The sequence below is a fragment of the Actinomadura rayongensis genome (assembly GCF_009831215.1).
Taxonomy (GTDB): Bacteria; Actinomycetota; Actinomycetes; order Streptosporangiales; family Streptosporangiaceae; genus Spirillospora; species Spirillospora rayongensis.
The window spans coordinates 101,927-117,829 of the sequence record NZ_WUTW01000006.1; the positions used below are offsets into that span (position 1 = coordinate 101,927).

The following is a 15,903-nucleotide window of genomic DNA, read 5'->3' on the forward strand; positions in this document are numbered from 1 at the left end:
GGCCCGTCCGGGTTATGGGCGTCAGCCGAACCGGTGCGCGGCGACCGCCCGCAGGTGCGCCGCGCGCTCGTCCTCGGGCAGGAACGCTGCGTGGAACGAGTTGGCCGCGAGCAGGCGCAACGTCTCGTCGTCCAGGCCGAGTTCGGCGCGCACGGCCGCGAAGTTGTCCTCCACGTATCCGCCGAAGTAGGACGGGTCGTCGGAGTTGACCGTGACGAGCAGGCCCGCGTCCAGCATCCGGGGCAGCGGGTGCGCCGCCAGGTCCGGGACGGTGCGCAGCCGGACGTTCGACAGCGGGCACACCGTCAGCGGCACCCGGTCGCGCGCCAGCCGCGCCACCAGCTCCGGGTCCTCCAGCGACCGGATGCCGTGGTCGACGCGCTCGGCGCCGAGCACGTCCAGGACCTCCCAGACGTAGGGCGGCGGCCCCTCCTCGCCCGCGTGCGCGACGCGGCGCAGCCCCGCGTCCCGCGCCCGCCCGAACACCTCGGCGAACGGCGCGGCCGGGCAGCCGACCTCCGTGGAGTCCAGCCCGACGCCCGTGACGAGCGTCCCGAACCACGGCCGCGCCGCCTCGAACACCTCCAGCGCCTCGGCGCCCGGCCGGTCCCGCAGGAAGCAGATGATCAGCTGCGTCGTGATCCCGTGCCGCTCGGGCGCCGCCGCGAGCGCCGCGCCGAGGCCGTCCAGCACCGTGTCCAACGCCACACCGCGCGTCAGGTGCGCCTGCGGGTCGACGAAGATCTCCGCGTGCCGGACGCCCTGCGCCGCCGCCCGCGCCAGGTACGCGTCGGCCAGTTCGGTGAAGTCCCGTTCCGTGCGCAGCACCGCCATCAGCGCGTAGTAGAGGTCCAGGAACGACCCCAGATCGGTGAACGAGTACGCGGCGCGGATCTCCTCCGCCGACGCGAACGGCAGGTCCACGCCGTTGCGCGCCGCGAGGGCGAGCGCCGCCTCGGGCTCCAGCGTTCCCTCGATGTGCAGGTGCAGTTCGGCCTTCGGGACGGGCACGGGGACGGGGACGGTCACGGCGGCCTCCGGAGCGGCGCGACGGCGATGTATCGGTCCAGGTCATGCTAGGGCCGCGACGCCCCTGGGACGCCCGCCGAACCGCCCGGTAGGGTCGGGCTCGACGGGGACAGGGGACGGATCGGAGCGCGGCCTGGTGGGGACGGACGACGGCGGCAACGACGGCGCGGCGCGCGAGGAGCGGCCCCCGGCGCAGAACAGGGTCCTGACCGTCCCGAACCTGCTGAGCTTCGCCCGGCTGCTCGGCGTCCCGCTGTTCCTGTGGCTCGTGCTGGCCGAACACGACGGCTGGGCGCTCGGCGTCCTCGTGTTCGCGGGCCTGTCGGACTGGCTCGACGGCCGCCTCGCGCGGGCGCTGAACCAGACCAGCAAGCTCGGGACGCTGCTCGACCCGGCCGCCGACCGCTTCTACATCCTCGCGACGCTCGTCGGGCTCACCGTCCGCGACGTCGTCCCGCTGTGGCTGGTGGTCGTGCTCGTCGCGCGCGAGGCCGCGATCGTCCCGATCGCGCCGATCCTGCGGCGGCTCGGCTACCAGGGCGCGCTGCCCGTCCACTTCGTCGGGAAGGCGGGCACGATGTGCCTGCTGTACGCCTTCCCGCTGCTGCTGCTCGGCGACCACGACGGCGCCGCCGCGACCGCCGCGAAGGTCGCGGGCTGGGCGTTCGCCGGCTGGGGGACCGGGCTGTACTGGTGGGCGGCCCTGCTGTACTGGGAGCAGACGCGGCGCCTCGTGCGCGACGCCCGCGCCGGCTCCCCACCCGAGCCGGGCACCGCGCCCGGCGGCGACCCGAAGGGAGCCCCGAACCCCCGATGAAGGCCGTCGTGATGGCGGGCGGAGAGGGGACGCGGCTGCGTCCCATGACCGCCAACCAGCCCAAGCCCCTGCTGCCCCTCCTCAACCGCCCGATCATGGAGCACGTGCTCCGGCTGCTGAAGCGGCACGGCTTCGACGAGACCGTCGTGACCGTCCAGTTCCTCGCCTCCCTGATCCGCGACTACTTCGGCGACGGCTCCGAACTCGGCATGACGCTCAGCTACGCGACCGAGGAGGTCCCGCTCGGCACCGCCGGCAGCGTCAAGAACGCCGAGGCCGCGCTGCGCGACGACCGGTTCGTCGTCATCTCCGGGGACGCGCTCACCGATCTCGACCTCACCGACATGGTCCGCTTCCACCGGGAGAACGGCGCGCTCGTCACGATCGGCCTCAAGCGCGTCCCGAACCCGCTGGAGTTCGGCATCGTCATCGCCGACGAGCAGGGGCGCATCCAGCGGTTCCTGGAGAAGCCCACCTGGGGGCAGGTGTTCTCCGACACGGTCAACACCGGCATCTACGTCATGGAGCCCGAGGTCCTCGACCACGTCGAGACCGGACGGTCCGTCGACTGGTCCGGCGACGTCTTCCCCCGCCTGCTCGCCGAGGGCGCGCCGCTGTTCGGGTACGTCGCCGACTGCTACTGGGAGGACGTCGGCACCCACGAGAGCTACCTCAAGGCCCAGGCCGACCTGCTGTCCGGGCTGGTCGACGCCCGCATCGACGGGTTCGAGACGTCCCCGGGCGTCTGGATCGGGGAGGGCGCCGAGATCGACCCCGGCGCGGTACTGCGCGGCCCCCTGTTCATCGGCGACTACGTCCAGGTGGAGAAGGGCGCCGAACTGCGCAAGTTCACCGTGCTCGGCAACAACGTCGTCGTCCGCGAGGGCGCGCAGCTCCACCGCGCCGTCCTCGGCGACAACGTCTTCGTCGGGCCGTTCGCGGACCTGCGCGGCTGCGCGGTCGGCAAGCGCACCGACCTGATGGCGGGCGCCCGCGTCGGCGAGGGCGCGATCATCGGGGACGAGTGCACGATCGAGCCCGAGGCCGTCGTGCACGGCGGCGTCAAGATCTACCCGTTCAAGACGATCGAGGCCGGCGCCGTCGTCAACACCAGCGTCATCTGGGAGTCGCGCGGGCGGCGGACGCTGTTCGGGCCGCGCGGCGTGTCCGGGCTCGTCAACGTCGACATCACGCCGGAACTGGCCGTCCGGCTGGCCGGCGCCTACGCCACGACGCTGCGCAAGGGCTCGACCGTCGTCACCGGACGGGACGCCTCCCGCGCCGCCCGCACCCTCAAGCGCGCCGTGATCAGCGCGCTCACCGCAGGGACGGTCAACGTCCAGGACCTGGAGGCGTGCACGCTGCCCGCCGCCCGGTTCCGCGCGGCGCGCGAGGAGTGCGCGGGCGGCGTCTACATCCGCACGACCCCCGGCGACTCCCAGAGCGTCGACATCATGTTCTTCGACCCGTCCGGCGCCGACCTGTCCCAGGCCGCCCAGCGCAAGCTGGAGCGCGTCTTCGGCCGCCAGGAGTACCGGCGGGCGTTCCCCGGCGAGATCGCCGAGCTGACCTACCCCCCGCGCTCCGCCGAGGCGTACACCCGCGACCTGCTCGAACGCATCGACATGTCCGGCGTCCGCGAGGCGGAGCTGAAGATCATCTTGGACTGCGCGGGCGGGACGGCGTCGCTCGTCCTGCCGAGCCTGCTCGGCCGCGTCGGCGTGGAGTTCCTCACGCGCGGCAACGCCCTGGACGAGGTCACGCCCACCGAGACCGCCGGGCAGCGCGCCGCAGGGCTGGCCCGGCTCGGCGAGCTGGTCGCGTCGTCGCGGGCGGCGTTCGGCGTCCGGTTCGACACCGTCGGCGAGCGCATCTCGCTGGTGGACGAGAACGGCGCCGTCATCCCCGACGACCGGGCGCTGCTCGTCCTGCTCGACCTCGTCGCCGCCGAACGGCGCGGCGGCCGGGTCGCGCTGCCCGTCACCACCACCCGCGTCGCCGCCGAGGTCTGCGCCCGGCACGGCGTCGAGGTGATCTGGACCACCACCGCCCAGCCCGACCTCACCCGCGCCGCCGCGGCCCCGGACGTGATCTTCGCCGGGGACGGGCGCGGCGGGTTCGCCGTCCCCGAGTTCGGCTCGTCGGTGGACGGCCTCGCCGCGTTCCTGCGCCTCGTCGGCCTGGTCGCGCGCGCCGGCCGGCCGCTGTCGCGCATCGAGGGCGCCATCCCCGCCGCCCACCTGCTGCGCCGGTCGGTGCCGACGCCGTGGGCGGCCAAGGGGAGCGTCATGCGGCGCGTCGTGGAGGCGGCGGGCGACGCGGTGATCGACACCACCGACGGCGTCCGCGTGGTCGACGGCGACCGGTGGACGCTCGTCCTGCCCGACCCGGCCGAGCCCGTCACCCACCTGTGGGCCGAGGCGCCCGACGACGACGCCGCCCGCGAGCTCGTCGACACCTGGGCCGCCGTCGTGGAGGGGGCCGTGTAGCGCTCGGGAGGCGCCCGGCCGGTTCCGGACCGTGACCGCCGTCACCCCGGTGATCGTCCGGCGCGCGAACCGGGGCGCGGGCGCGATACGGTCGGGGGACGAGGGACGAACGGCGAGGCCGCGACGTGCGGGAACGACCCGGCCGCCCGGCCGGCGCGGGCGCGGCGGCGGGTCCGGTCCGCGCGGCGGCGTGGACCGCGATCATCGCGGACGGTAGCGTTGGACGGTCGGCGCTCCCGTCCGGTTGACCCCTCGGGCACTACCCGCGTAAGTTGCGGCAACCGTCGAGTGAACGGGCGGGGAGCCGGACCGTGATCGGGGGCGGGTCCCCGGCGTGGGTTGGTAGAAGGATGCGCGCGGCGCGGGCGGTCCCCTCGGGGGCGGCGCGCGGCGCGCCGATGGTAGGAGGCCGAGCCGATCTATGCCGAGCGTCTACTGCACGCAGTGCGGTCACGCCAACCCGGATGATGCCCGTTTCTGCTCGAATTGCGGCACTCCGCTGGCCCGTGCCGGACAGCCTCCGCTGCCGCCCCCGCCTCCGCCGCGCGAGTCGCCCGGCGAGTCGACCTCGACCATCTCGATCGGCGGCTTCGAGGCGCTGGAGGCCGCCACCGAGCAGGCCGAGGCCGAACCGGCCGGCGCCGACCAGTTCGCCGTCGAGGCGCTGCCGCCGGGCACCGCGCTGCTCGTGGTGAAGCGCGGCCCGAACGCGGGCAGCCGCTTCCTGCTCGACAAGGACCGCACCTCCGCCGGGCGCCACCCCGGCAGCGACATCTTCCTCGACGACGTCACCGTCTCCCGGCGGCACGCCGAGTTCACCCGCCAGGGCGGCTCGTTCGCCGTGCGCGACGTGGGCAGCCTGAACGGCACCTACGTCAACCGGCAGCGCATCGACCAGGCCGGGCTCGCGGGCGGCGACGAGGTGCAGATCGGCAAGTTCCGGCTGGTCTTCCTGAGCAACGCCCAGCACGGCTGACGACGGGCGGCGCCGATGAGGGGAGGTCCATGAGCGCGGAGGCGTCCAGGGCGCCGATGACGATCGGCGACGTCCTCGGACTGCTGCGGCCCGACTTCCCCGACATCACGGTCTCCAAGATCCGCTTCCTGGAGGCCGAGGGGCTCATCGAGCCGCGCCGCAGCCCGTCGGGGTACCGCAAGTTCGGCCCCGGCGACGTGGACCGGCTGCGGTTCATCCTCACCGCCCAACGCGACCAGTACCTGCCGCTGCGGGTCATCCGGGAGCGGCTGCGGGCGCGCGACCGGGGCGAGGCCGTCCCGGCCCCGGCGGCGCCGGGCGACCGGCGCCGGCCCCGGACGCTCGTGGCCGCCCCGTCGGCCGCGGCGCCGGCCGGGCAGGCGCCCGCGCCCGAGCCGCCCGACGCGCCCGTCCGGCTGTCGCGCCGCCAGCTCCTGGACGGCGCGGGCATCCCCGCCGACCTGCTCGACGCGATGGAGGAGTACGGGCTCGTCCGCCGCGCCGGCGGTGCGGGCAGCCCCTACGACGCCGAGGCGCTGACCGTCGCGCGCGCCGTCGCGGCGCTGTGCGAGCACGGGCTCGAAGTGCGGCACCTGCGGGCGCTCAAGGCCGCCGCCGACCGGCAGGTCGGGCTGATCGAGCAGGCGGTCGCGCCGCTGCTGCGGCGGCGCCATCCCGGCGCGCACGAGGAGGCCGCCGAGACCGCGCGGTCGCTCGCCGATCTCGCCGTCCGGCTCCACACCGCGCTGGTGTGGGCGGGGCTCCGCGAGACGCTGGAACCCTGACGCCCGTCCCCTTCGCCCGATTCGCCCTTGCCGAAGAGACGGCATCTCGGACACGGGGTGTACGTTGGCATGAGGGACCGGTCACGGCCGGTCCCGCGCAGGGTCGTCCGGATGTCCGCCGAGTCCGCAGGGAGCCGCCGTGAAGCAGATGGAGGTCGTCGGCGTGCGGGTCGAGATGCCCTCCAATCAGCCGATCGTCCTGTTGAAGGAGACGGGCGGGGAACGCTACCTGCCGATCTGGATCGGCGCCGTCGAGGCCACCGCGATCGCCTTCGCCCAGCAGGGCGTGCTGCCCGCGCGCCCGCTCACCCACGACCTGTTCCGCGACGTCGTGGAGGCGCTCGGGGTCCAGCTCCGGACGGTGAACATCACGGCGCTGCGCGAGGGCGTCTTCTTCGCCGACCTCGTGTTCTCCAACGGCGTGGAGGTCAGCGCCCGTCCGTCGGACTCGATCGCGCTGGCGCTGCGCACCGGCGCCACGATCTTCGCCAGCGAGGACGTGCTGGAGGAGGTCGGCGTCGCGATCCCCGACGAGCAGGAGGACGAGGTCGAGAAGTTCCGCGAGTTCCTCGACACGATCTCGCCGGAGGATTTCGGCCGCGCCGGTTGAGGACGCGGGCCGCTCGCCATGAGAGAGTCGTCCCGAGGACGTCCGGACGTCTTCCGGGGGACGGTCTTCTTACGGCTCCGGTGAGCGGGACGTCGGCGGAGGGTCAACGATGATCTTCACCTGGGCGGTTCCGGCGGGTACGCCGGGCTTTCCGGGGGTCGTCCTCCTGGGAAACGGGTAGGGATTCGATGCGGCCGTAGGTGCGCCGGTTTGCCCACGTGGAGGCGGTTCATCCGGGCATGCGACGCGCCGACGGCGAACGTTGACCACACTCTGACCGGCACCTACCGTGCTGGTGGAACACCCGTGGCATCCGTTGAACCCCCTTGACGGAGCGCCGCGGGCTGATAGAAGCCGGAGGTCCGCGTGGCGGTGAGCAGCGGCGAGGGCAAGGCGACCCCCGACAGGCGCAGGGCGTCCGAGCACGCCGGTGAGCAGGGCCTGCTCTTCGACGCGCAGGTGTCGGCACCGCCCGGCGACGTCGGCTACCGCGGCCCCACGGCGTGCGCGGCGGCGGGCATCACCTACCGGCAGCTCGACTACTGGGCGCGCACGGGGCTGGTGACGCCGAGCGTCCGGTCCGCGCACGGCTCGGGCAGCCAGCGGCTGTACGGGTTCCGGGACGTGCTGGTCCTCAAGGTCGTCAAGCGGCTCCTGGACACGGGCGTGTCCCTGCAGCAGATCCGGACGGCGGTCACCCATCTGCGCGACCGGGGCGTCCACGACCTGGCGCAGATCACGCTCATGAGCGACGGCGTCAGCGTGTACGAGTGCACCTCGGCCGACGAGGTCGTGGACCTGCTGCAGGGCGGGCAGGGCGTGTTCGGGATCGCGCTCGGCCGGGTCTGGCAGGAGGTCGAGGGCAGCCTCGCCGAACTGCCCGCCGAGCAGGCCGCCGTCGAGGACGGCGAACTCCCGCAGGACGAGCTGGCCCACCGCCGCCGCGCCCGCAAGACCGGCTGAGCGCCCGTCAGATCGCCTCCTTGCGCTGGAGGTAGGCGAACGCGGCCCAGCCGGGCAGCACCGGCAGCCACAGCGTGAGCAGCCGGAACAGCAGCACCCCCGACGTCGCGGTCTCCGCGCTCAGCCCGGAGATCGTCAGCGCCAGCGTCAGCGCCCCCTCGACCGCCCCCAGCCCGCCCGGCGTGGGCGCGGCGTTGCCGAGGGCGTTGGCGGTGAGGTACACCACGACCATCGTCGTCCACGGCAGCGAGTCCCCGAACGCGCGGACCGAGGCGTCCAGGCAGGCGACGAACGTGACGGTCATGAGCAGCGTCCCGCCGAGGCCCGTGCTGAGCTTGCGGGGGGACTGCAGGACGTCCACCATCCGCGGCACGACGCCGGAGAACATGGCCCGCAGCCGCGCGGTGACCAGGCGCCGCACGCGCGGGATCGTCAGCGCCGCCGCCGCGACCGCCGCGACCGCGAGCAGCACGACGACGATCAGCCGGGACGGCGCGAGGTCGCGGGTGGCGTTGCCCGCCGACCCGGTGACGAACCCGAACACCACCAGCAGCAGGACGTGGCTGATCACGGCCGTGAGCTGGGACGCGCCGACGCTCGTCACGGCCGCGCCCGGACGCACCCCGGAACGTTGCAGGTAGCGGGTGTTGACCGCCACCGCGCTGACCGCCGACGGCGCCACGAGCTTCACGAACGAGGCCGCGACCTGGACGATCACCGTCCGGCCGAGCGGCAGCCGCTCGGGCACGAACCCGAGCAGCAGCAGCGCCGACGCCAGGTACGTCGCGGCGGACGCGGCGAGCCCGACGAGCACCCACCCCCACTGCGCGGTGGACACCAGGTGCATCAGGTTGATGCTGCTGACCTGCGGGATGACGATGTAGGCGGCGATGCTCGCGGTGACGATCGTCACGATCGTCCGGGGCCGGAAGCGTTCCAGCCGGACGGGCGGCGCCTCGCTCTCCGGCTCCAGCCGCAGGATCTGCTCGCGGATCCGGGCGAGGACGTCGCGTTCGCGGCGCAGGGCGGCGCGGGTGCCGCGCGACAGCGCCACACCCTGCAGCAGGGGGACGGCGGCGGCGAGCGGGGCCTCGCCGAGCACGGCGGCGGCGGTCGCGACGGCGCGCTCGGGCCCGGCGCGCAGCGCGAGCGTCGCGAGGAGCTGGGCGAGGTCGAGGCGGAGCGCGAGGTCGCCGGCGGCGGTCTCGCCGGAGTCCAGATGACCCAGCCAGACGCGTCCGGCCTCGTCGACGAGCAGCGCGTCGTCCTCCAGCCGCCGGTGCGCGAGCCGCGCGGCCTGGAGTTTGGCGAACTGGCGCCAGGCGTCGTCCAGGAGCGCGTCGGTGACGTCGGCGTCGGGCAGGTCGCGCAGGCTGCGGGCCGGGACGTGCTCGTAGGCCAGCAGCGCCGCCTCGGTGCCGACCTCGCACGCGCCGAGCAGCCGCTGCGTGCGGGCGCCGGACGCGTGGACCGCGTACGCCATCAGCGACTCCTGCTCCAGCGACCGGCGCAGGGACCGCACGGCGCGGCGCGGGACGGTGTCGCGGAACCGGACGAGCCGCCACACGCGGCGCAGCATCCCCGCGCTCTGGGCGTCGCGGTCCAGGACGTGGACGTCGAGGCGCCAGCCGTCCCGGTCCGGGTCGTCGGCGAGCGCGACGCCGTACCGGCGCGGATCCTCGTCGTCGGCGGAGATGCGGCGGGCGCGCGCGGGCCGCAGCCCGATCCGGGCGAGCGCCGCGACGACCGTCGCGCCGGACGGCCGGGGGTTCGGCGCCCCGACGGCGTAGAGCGTGCCGTAACCGATCGCGCGGCCGAGGAAGTAGGTCGCGGCCAGCGCCGCCACCGACGCGTACGACGCGGTGAGCCCGGTGAGCGCGGCCAGCCCGATCATCGCCCAGGTCGCGATCTGCCAGCGGCCCCGGCCCGCCATCCCGACCGCGCTGACGAACGCGATCACCGGCGCGATGTCGGTGTGGACGGGCTGGGACCCCGCGCCGCCCCAGATCAGCGAGTCCAGCACCCCGCCGGGCGCGGCGGGCGCGACGAAGTCGTCCAGCGCGATCGTCACGCCGAGCGTGATCACGGCGGCGAGCAGCGCGATGGCGACGCGGACGCCGTCGCGCCGCAGCACCCGCTCCACCGCGAACGCGACCGGGACGGCCAGCACGCCGAAGCTGGAGCACAGCGTCGCCAACGTCAGCAGCAGGCGCGGCGCGTGCGCGGTCCCGGCGGCGATGTCGGTCTCGATGCCGTGCGCGGTCTGCTGCGCGATCGACACGAGCAGCATGACCCCGGCGAGGCCGATCAGCGACGTCGCGAAGCGGATGGCGTCGGCGGGCCGGCGGATGCGCTCGGGGAGTCTCGGCTCGTCCACCCGGAGCGGGGCCGGGGGAGCCGCGGGGACGGGTTCGGGCGCCGTCGGGCTGGACGGCCGGTCCGGCCGGCGCACACGCTCCACCCAGCACCCCTCGTCTCCGTCGGCCGTTGAGCTGTGGTTATCGTACTGGCCGGGTCGCGCACCGGTTCCCGCACCGCCCGGACGGGCCGGAGTGCGGAACGCGCCGGGCCGTTGGATAGAGTCGATCGCGGACAGCCGTCGACCCCGCGCGGGAGAGATCCCGGGCCGCCAGCGCCGGGACGCCGAAGGGGCAACCCTCCCCGGAACCTCTCAGGCAAAAGGACCGCGCGGACGAGGCGCCTCTGGAAAGCGGGCTCCGCCGTGCGCGGAGCCACACCGAAGGGGAAACCCCGCCGCGCGGGGGAAGCTCTCAGGTGCCATGACAGAGGGGGAGAAGGCCGGAGCACCGACCGCTGCAGCCCAGGAGGCTCTCCCACATGACGGCTCGACACCTTTCCCCGGTGGCCACGCCCCGCCGGCCCCGGACGGTCTTCGCCGACCGCCACATCGGCCCGGACGCGTCCGACCGAGACCGCATGCTCGCGGCCGTCGGGTACTCCACCGCCGAGGCGCTGGTCGACGCGGCCGTCCCCGCCGCGATCCGCACCGACCGCCCGCTGGACCTGCCGCCCGCGCTGAGCGAGCCGGCGGCGCTGGCGCGGCTGCGCGAGATCGCGTCCCGCAACACCGTGCTGACCTCGATGATCGGGCTCGGCTACCACGGGACGATCACGCCGGGCGTGATCCTGCGGAACGTCCTGGAGAACCCCGGCTGGTACACCGCGTACACGCCCTACCAGCCGGAGATCTCGCAGGGCCGGCTGGAGGCGCTGCTGAACTTTCAGACGGCCGTGAGCGACCTCACCGGGCTGCCGGTCGCGAACGCCTCGATGCTGGACGAGGGCACCGCCGCCGCCGAGGCCATGACGCTGGCGCACCGCGCGACCCGCCGCAAGGAGCCGGGCGCGTTCCTCGTGGACGCCGACGCGCTGCCGCAGACGATCGAGGTCGTCCGGACGCGGGCCGTGCCGCTCGGCATCGACCTGGTCGTCGCGGACCTGTCCGGCGGGCTGCCCGACGGCGAGTTCTTCGGCGTGCTGCTGCAGTACCCGGGGGCGTCCGGGGCCGTCCGGGACCTGGCGCCGGTGATCGAGGCGGCGCACGAGCGCGGCGCGCAGGCCGTCGTCGCCGCCGACCTGCTCGCGCTGACGCTGCTGCGGTCGCCGGGCGAGGCGGGCGCGGACATCGTGGTCGGCTCGGCGCAGCGGTTCGGCGTTCCGTTCGGGTTCGGCGGGCCGCACGCGGGCTACCTGGCCGTCCGCGAGGGGCTGCAGCGGCAGCTGCCGGGCCGGCTGGTCGGGCTGTCGGTGGACGTCGACGGCGCGCCTGCTTACCGGCTCGCGCTCCAGACCCGCGAGCAGCACATCCGCCGGGAGAAGGCCACCAGCAACATCTGCACCGCCCAGGTCCTGCTGGCCGTCATGGCGAGCATGTACGCGGTCTACCACGGGCCGGACGGGCTCGCGGCGATCGCCCAGCGCGTCCACGGGCACGCCGCCGGGCTCGCCGCCGCGCTGCGCGACGGCGGGGTGGAGGTCGTCCACGGGGCGTTCTTCGACACCGTCCTCGCCCGGGTGCCCGGTCGCGCGGGCGCCGTGGTCGAGGCCGCCCGCGAGCGCGGCGTCAACCTGCGGCCGGTGGACGCCGACCACGTCGCGATCGCGTGCGACGAGCGGACGCTGCCCGAGCACCTGACCGCCGTCCTGGCCGCGTTCGGCGTGGCCGCGGACGTGCCCGCCGAGCCCGCCGAGGCGTTCCCCGACGCGCTGCGCCGCGAGTCCCCGTACCTGACGCACCCGGTCTTCCACGAGCACCGCTCCGAGACGGCGATGCTGCGGTACCTGCGCCGCCTCCAGGACCGGGACGTCGCGCTGGACCGCTCGATGATCCCGCTCGGCTCCTGCACGATGAAGCTGAACGCCACGGCCGAGATGGAGCCCGTCACCTGGCCCGAGTTCGCGGACCTGCACCCGTTCGCCCCGCTCGACCAGGCCGCCGGGTACCTGGAGCTGATCGGCGAGCTGGAGACCGCGCTCGCCGAGATCACCGGGTACGCGAAGGTGTCGGTCCAGCCGAACGCCGGGTCGCAGGGCGAGCTGGCCGGGCTGCTGGCGATCCGCGGCTACCACCGGTCGCGCGGCGACGAGCACCGCGACGTGTGCCTGATACCGTCGTCGGCGCACGGGACGAACGCGGCGAGCGCCGTGATGGCCGGGATGCGCGTCGTCGTCGTGGCCTGCGACGACGGCGGCAACATCGACCTGGACGACCTGCACGCCAAGCTCGCGAAGCACGGACCGTCCGTGGCGGCGATCATGGTGACGTACCCGTCCACGCACGGCGTGTTCGAGGAGACGATCACCGACGTGTGCGCGGCCGTCCACGCGGCGGGCGGCCAGGTCTACGTGGACGGCGCGAACCTCAACGCGCTGGTCGGCCTCGCGCGTCCCGGCGAGTTCGGCTCGGACGTGTCCCACCTCAACCTGCACAAGACGTTCTGCATCCCGCACGGCGGCGGCGGTCCGGGCGTCGGGCCGGTCGGGGTCCGCGAGCACCTCGTCCCGTTCCTGCCGACGCACCCGCTGCGCCCGGAACTCCCCGGAACCGGCACGATCTCGGCGGCGCCCTGGGGCTCGGCGGGCATCCTGCCGATCTCCTGGGCCTACATCGCGATGATGGGACCCGACGGCCTGCGCGCCGCCACCGAGGGCGCGGTCATCGCCGCCAACTACCTCGCCGCCCGGCTCGCCCCGCACTACCCGATCCTCTACACCGGACGCGGCGGCCTCGTCGCGCACGAGTGCATCGCCGACCTCCGCAAGATCACCAAGCGGACCGGCATCACCGCCGAGGACGTCGCCAAGCGCCTGATCGACTACGGCTTCCACGCCCCGACGCTGTCGTTCCCCGTCGCCGGCACCCTGATGATCGAGCCGACCGAGAGCGAGGACCTCGCCGAACTCGACCGGTTCGTGGACGCCATGGTCGCGATCCGGCGGGAGATCGAGCGCGTCGACTCCGGCGAGTGGGACGCCGAGGACAACCCGCTGCGCAACGCCCCGCACACGGCCGCGTCGCTGCTGACCGACGACTGGAAGCACCCCTACACGCGCGAGGAGGCCGCCTACCCGCTGCCTTCGCTGCGCCAGGACAAGTACTGGCCGCCCGTCCGCCGCATCGACCAGGCGTACGGCGACCGCAACCTCGTCTGCTCCTGCCCGCCGCCGGAGGCGTTCGAGGACTGACCTGCGGGGGCGCGGCGGCCGGCCCGCCGCGCCCCTTCCGGCCGCGCGTCGCGGGTGGGTCCGGGCGTCCGTGAACGCTAGGCTTTTGGGCGCCGACCCCGACCCCCAGAGGGCAGTAGACCGATGAGCGACACGCCGGATCCGGCGCAGTTGTGCGAGCGCGCCCGCGCGCTCGCCGAGAACGGCGACGCGGACGGCGCCGCCCGGCTGTTCGAGCGGGTGCTCGACCTCGGCGACGGCCCGTACCGGGCGCGCGCCGCGCTCGGGCTCGCGGTCGTCCTGGACGACGCCGGGGACGTCGCGGGGGCGCGCGCCGCCGACCGCGCCGCCATCGCCACCGGCGATCCCGAGTACGGGCCGCGCGCCGCCTACCACCTCGCCCTCACGCACGAGCGCGCGGGCGAGCGCGACCAGGCCGCGCCCGCCTGGCGGACGGTCGTGGAGTTCGACAACCCGGCCTACCTCCCGCCCGCCCGCCTCGCCTTGGCGCGCATCGCGGACGACGCCGGGGACTTCGCCGCCGCCCGCGAGCACTGGGAGCAGGCCATCGCCACCGGCGACCCCGAGTACGGGACGCTCGCCGCGCACGACCTCGCGCAGCGGCTGCTGGAACGCGGCGAACCGGCCCGCGCCCAGCGCGTCCTCACCGCCGGCCTGAAGCTCATCGAGCCCGGCGGCGCCCCGTACGCGCACGCCAGGCTCGCCGTCGCGCTCGGCATCGCCTGCCTGGACCAGGCGATCGGCGCGTTCGGCGCCGCGCTCGCCGACGGCCCCGCCGACCCCGAGGTGGCGCCGCTGGCGACCGAACTCCTCGCCCGGACGCTGCCGCTGCGCGGCCGGGGCGAGGAGGCGCGCGAGGCGTGGCGGCGCGGACTCGCCGACCCGGCGGTGGCGGGCCAGGTCCGCGCCCGGCTGCGCCGCGACTTCGCCGCCGACGAGGAGGACCCCGGCGACCCCGCCGACCTCTGGTGGGAGCCGGTGCTGGAGAGCGCCGCCGCCGACGGGACCCTGCCCGCCGTCGCGGGCGAGGCCTTCGGGGCGCTGGACCACATGTACGCGCTGCTCGCCGTCCGCCAGACCGAGGACGCCGACGCCCCGGCCGACCGCCGCGCCCTCGCCGAGGCCGTGCAGGTCCCCGGCGCCTACGCGTGGGGACCTCTGCTGCACGAGAGCTTCGCCGAACGGCTGCGCCTGGCCCTCGGCGCACCGTCCGCCACCGACCCGGCCACCCCCGACCCCGCCTGACCCCCGCCGCGCCCCCTGCGCGCGACCGACGCAGCCGCGGACCTCGCCGTTCGGCCGACGATCTGCGCGCCCGGCACGGCGGCCTTCCAGCCGGTCGCGCACATGGCCGTCTACGGGGCGACCAAGGCGTTCGTGCTCTCCTTCGCCGCCCTCGACCGGGGCCGTCCGCCTGGCGGGCCGGGCGTCAGTCGGCCAGGTCGCGCTGGGCCACGACGTCGCGGACGCGGACGCGGACCAGCAGCTCGCCCGGGACGGCGTTGCGGCGGCCGAACTGCTCGCCGCGCTCCTCGCCCATGTAGCGGGCGCCGATGCGGATCGAGAGCGGCAGCATCGCGTCCACGTCGTCCGACAGCTCCGCCTCGCCGTGGATCGTCACGAACGAGTAGGGCGGGGTGTCGTCCTCGACGCACAGCGCGACCCGCGGGTCCCGGGCGAGGGCGCGGCCCTTGACCGTCTCGGCGCCGGTGTTGAAGACGAGGTCGTCGCCGTCCAGGACGAACCACACGGGCGTGACGTGCGGCGCCCCGTCCTTGCGGGTGACGGCGACCTTCGCGGTGCGGGTGCCCTCGGACACGAATGCGCGCCACTCCGGCTCGCTCATGTTCTCCATGTCCGGGAGTGTGCCCACGGTGATCAACTTTGATGCGGGCCGCTACGGTGACGGGCATGGAGATCGAGACGGGGCGGGGGACGGCCGAGGCGACGCTGGACGGTCCCGCCGATCCGGCCTTCCTGCTCGTGCTCACGCACGGCTCGAACGGGGGCGTGGACGCGCCGGACCTGCTGGCCGTCCGGGACGCCGCGCTCGGGGCCGGGGGCGCGGTCGCGCGCGTCCTGCAGCCTTTCCGCCGGGCGGGACGCCGCGCGCCCGGGCCCGCGGAGCAGCAGGACGCGGCGTGGCTGGAGGCCGTCGCGGCCGTCCGCGCGCTGTACCCGCCGGTGCCGCTGGTGCAGGGCGGACGCAGCAACGGCGCGCGCGTCGCGTGCCGGACGGCCCGTGCCGCCGGCGCCGCGGGGGTGGTCGCGCTGGCGTTCCCGCTGCGTCCGCCGGGGCGCCCGGAGCGGTCGCGGGTCGGAGAGCTGCGGGCGGCGGGGGTGGAGGTGCTGGTGGTGAACGGCGACCGCGACCCGTTCGGGGTCCCGGACGCGGCGGACGCCGCGGCGGTCGTCGTCCTGCCGGGGGAACGGCACGACCTGGCGCGGGACCCGGCGACGGTCGGAGCGGCCGTGCTGCCGTGGCTGCGCCGGTGGGCCGCACCGGCCCTTTCGGGCTAGTCACGCGG

12 protein-coding genes and 1 riboswitch are annotated in these 15,903 nt (G+C 75.1%); of the genes, 9 read left to right on the forward strand and 3 right to left on the reverse strand.

Annotation, left to right across the window (positions count from 1 at the left end):
• Positions 1 to 21 precede the first annotated feature (21 nt).
• Positions 22 to 1,011 carry an adenosine deaminase gene (locus GQ466_RS24245; RefSeq protein WP_161105500.1) on the reverse strand — a complete coding sequence of 330 codons (990 nt, stop codon included), beginning with the start codon at positions 1,009 to 1,011 and terminating at the stop codon, positions 22 to 24.
• A gap of 154 nt (positions 1,012 to 1,165) precedes the next feature.
• Between GQ466_RS24245 and GQ466_RS24250 the strand changes: the two genes are divergently transcribed.
• The 6 genes from GQ466_RS24250 to GQ466_RS24275 all read left to right on the forward strand — a co-directional run bounded on the left by GQ466_RS24250 (position 1,166) and on the right by GQ466_RS24275 (position 7,669).
• Positions 1,166 to 1,846, forward strand: coding sequence for a cardiolipin synthase ClsA (locus tag GQ466_RS24250; RefSeq protein WP_161105335.1), 681 nt, complete (start codon positions 1,166 to 1,168; stop codon positions 1,844 to 1,846).
• A complete protein-coding gene (locus GQ466_RS24255; protein ID WP_161105336.1) occupies positions 1,843 to 4,335 on the forward strand; it encodes a mannose-1-phosphate guanyltransferase in 2,493 nt (830 codons plus the stop codon). Before GQ466_RS24250 ends, GQ466_RS24255 begins: the two co-directional genes overlap by 4 nt.
• Positions 4,336 to 4,756: 421 nt before the next feature.
• Positions 4,757 to 5,311: an FHA domain-containing protein gene (locus tag GQ466_RS24260; protein ID WP_103566164.1), complete on the forward strand. Its 555-nt coding sequence runs from the start codon at positions 4,757 to 4,759 to the stop codon at positions 5,309 to 5,311.
• Positions 5,312 to 5,340: 29 nt separating this feature from the next.
• Positions 5,341 to 6,096 carry a transcriptional regulator FtsR gene (ftsR, locus tag GQ466_RS24265; protein ID WP_161105337.1) on the forward strand — a complete coding sequence of 252 codons (756 nt, stop codon included), beginning with the start codon at positions 5,341 to 5,343 and terminating at the stop codon, positions 6,094 to 6,096.
• A 139-nt stretch (positions 6,097 to 6,235) separates the two neighbouring features.
• Positions 6,236 to 6,706: a bifunctional nuclease family protein gene (locus GQ466_RS24270; RefSeq protein WP_103566169.1), complete on the forward strand. Its 471-nt coding sequence runs from the start codon at positions 6,236 to 6,238 to the stop codon at positions 6,704 to 6,706.
• A 366-nt stretch (positions 6,707 to 7,072) separates the two neighbouring features.
• Complete coding sequence (locus GQ466_RS24275; RefSeq protein ID WP_161105338.1) at positions 7,073 to 7,669, forward strand: MerR family transcriptional regulator; 597 nt, start codon at positions 7,073 to 7,075, stop codon at positions 7,667 to 7,669.
• A 7-nt stretch (positions 7,670 to 7,676) separates the two neighbouring features.
• On the opposite strand, the gene GQ466_RS24280 is transcribed toward GQ466_RS24275, so the two are convergent.
• Positions 7,677 to 10,130, reverse strand: a complete 2,454-nt coding sequence (locus GQ466_RS24280; RefSeq protein ID WP_337193609.1) for a lysylphosphatidylglycerol synthase transmembrane domain-containing protein — start codon at positions 10,128 to 10,130, stop codon at positions 7,677 to 7,679.
• A gap of 139 nt (positions 10,131 to 10,269) precedes the next feature.
• Positions 10,270 to 10,366, forward strand: a riboswitch (glycine riboswitch).
• Between the two features lie 141 nt (positions 10,367 to 10,507).
• Here GQ466_RS24280 and gcvP point away from each other — a divergent pair.
• Together gcvP and GQ466_RS24290 are read left to right on the forward strand one after the other, a co-directional pair.
• Complete coding sequence (gene gcvP, locus GQ466_RS24285) at positions 10,508 to 13,375, forward strand: aminomethyl-transferring glycine dehydrogenase (RefSeq protein WP_161105339.1); 2,868 nt, start codon at positions 10,508 to 10,510, stop codon at positions 13,373 to 13,375.
• Between the two features lie 123 nt (positions 13,376 to 13,498).
• Entirely contained in the window at positions 13,499 to 14,620 is a 1,122-nt protein-coding gene (locus tag GQ466_RS24290) for a tetratricopeptide repeat protein (RefSeq protein WP_161105340.1), read from the forward strand.
• A gap of 184 nt (positions 14,621 to 14,804) precedes the next feature.
• Here GQ466_RS24290 and GQ466_RS24295 read toward each other — a convergent pair whose 3' ends face one another.
• Entirely contained in the window at positions 14,805 to 15,230 is a 426-nt protein-coding gene (locus GQ466_RS24295; RefSeq protein ID WP_161105341.1) for a PPOX class F420-dependent oxidoreductase, read from the reverse strand.
• Positions 15,231 to 15,286: 56 nt separating this feature from the next.
• Between GQ466_RS24295 and GQ466_RS24300 the strand changes: the two genes are divergently transcribed.
• Entirely contained in the window at positions 15,287 to 15,895 is a 609-nt protein-coding gene (locus tag GQ466_RS24300; RefSeq protein WP_161105342.1) for an alpha/beta hydrolase family protein, read from the forward strand.
• Positions 15,896 to 15,903 lie beyond the last annotated feature (8 nt).

What these genes read in the sequence shown, in the direction of transcription:
- GQ466_RS24255 (WP_161105336.1), top strand. Translation starts at nt 1,843, where the DNA reads ATGAAGGCCGTCGTGATGGCGGGCGGAGAGGGGACGCGGCTGCGTCCC.
- GQ466_RS24260 (WP_103566164.1), top strand. Translation starts at nt 4,757, where the DNA reads ATGCCGAGCGTCTACTGCACGCAGTGCGGTCACGCCAACCCGGATGAT.
- ftsR (WP_161105337.1), top strand. Translation starts at nt 5,341, where the DNA reads ATGAGCGCGGAGGCGTCCAGGGCGCCGATGACGATCGGCGACGTCCTC.
- gcvP (WP_161105339.1), top strand. Translation starts at nt 10,508, where the DNA reads ATGACGGCTCGACACCTTTCCCCGGTGGCCACGCCCCGCCGGCCCCGG.
- GQ466_RS24290 (WP_161105340.1), top strand. Translation starts at nt 13,499, where the DNA reads ATGAGCGACACGCCGGATCCGGCGCAGTTGTGCGAGCGCGCCCGCGCG.
- GQ466_RS24295 (WP_161105341.1), bottom strand. Translation starts at nt 15,230, where the DNA reads ATGGAGAACATGAGCGAGCCGGAGTGGCGCGCATTCGTGTCCGAGGGC.
- GQ466_RS24300 (WP_161105342.1), top strand. Translation starts at nt 15,287, where the DNA reads ATGGAGATCGAGACGGGGCGGGGGACGGCCGAGGCGACGCTGGACGGT.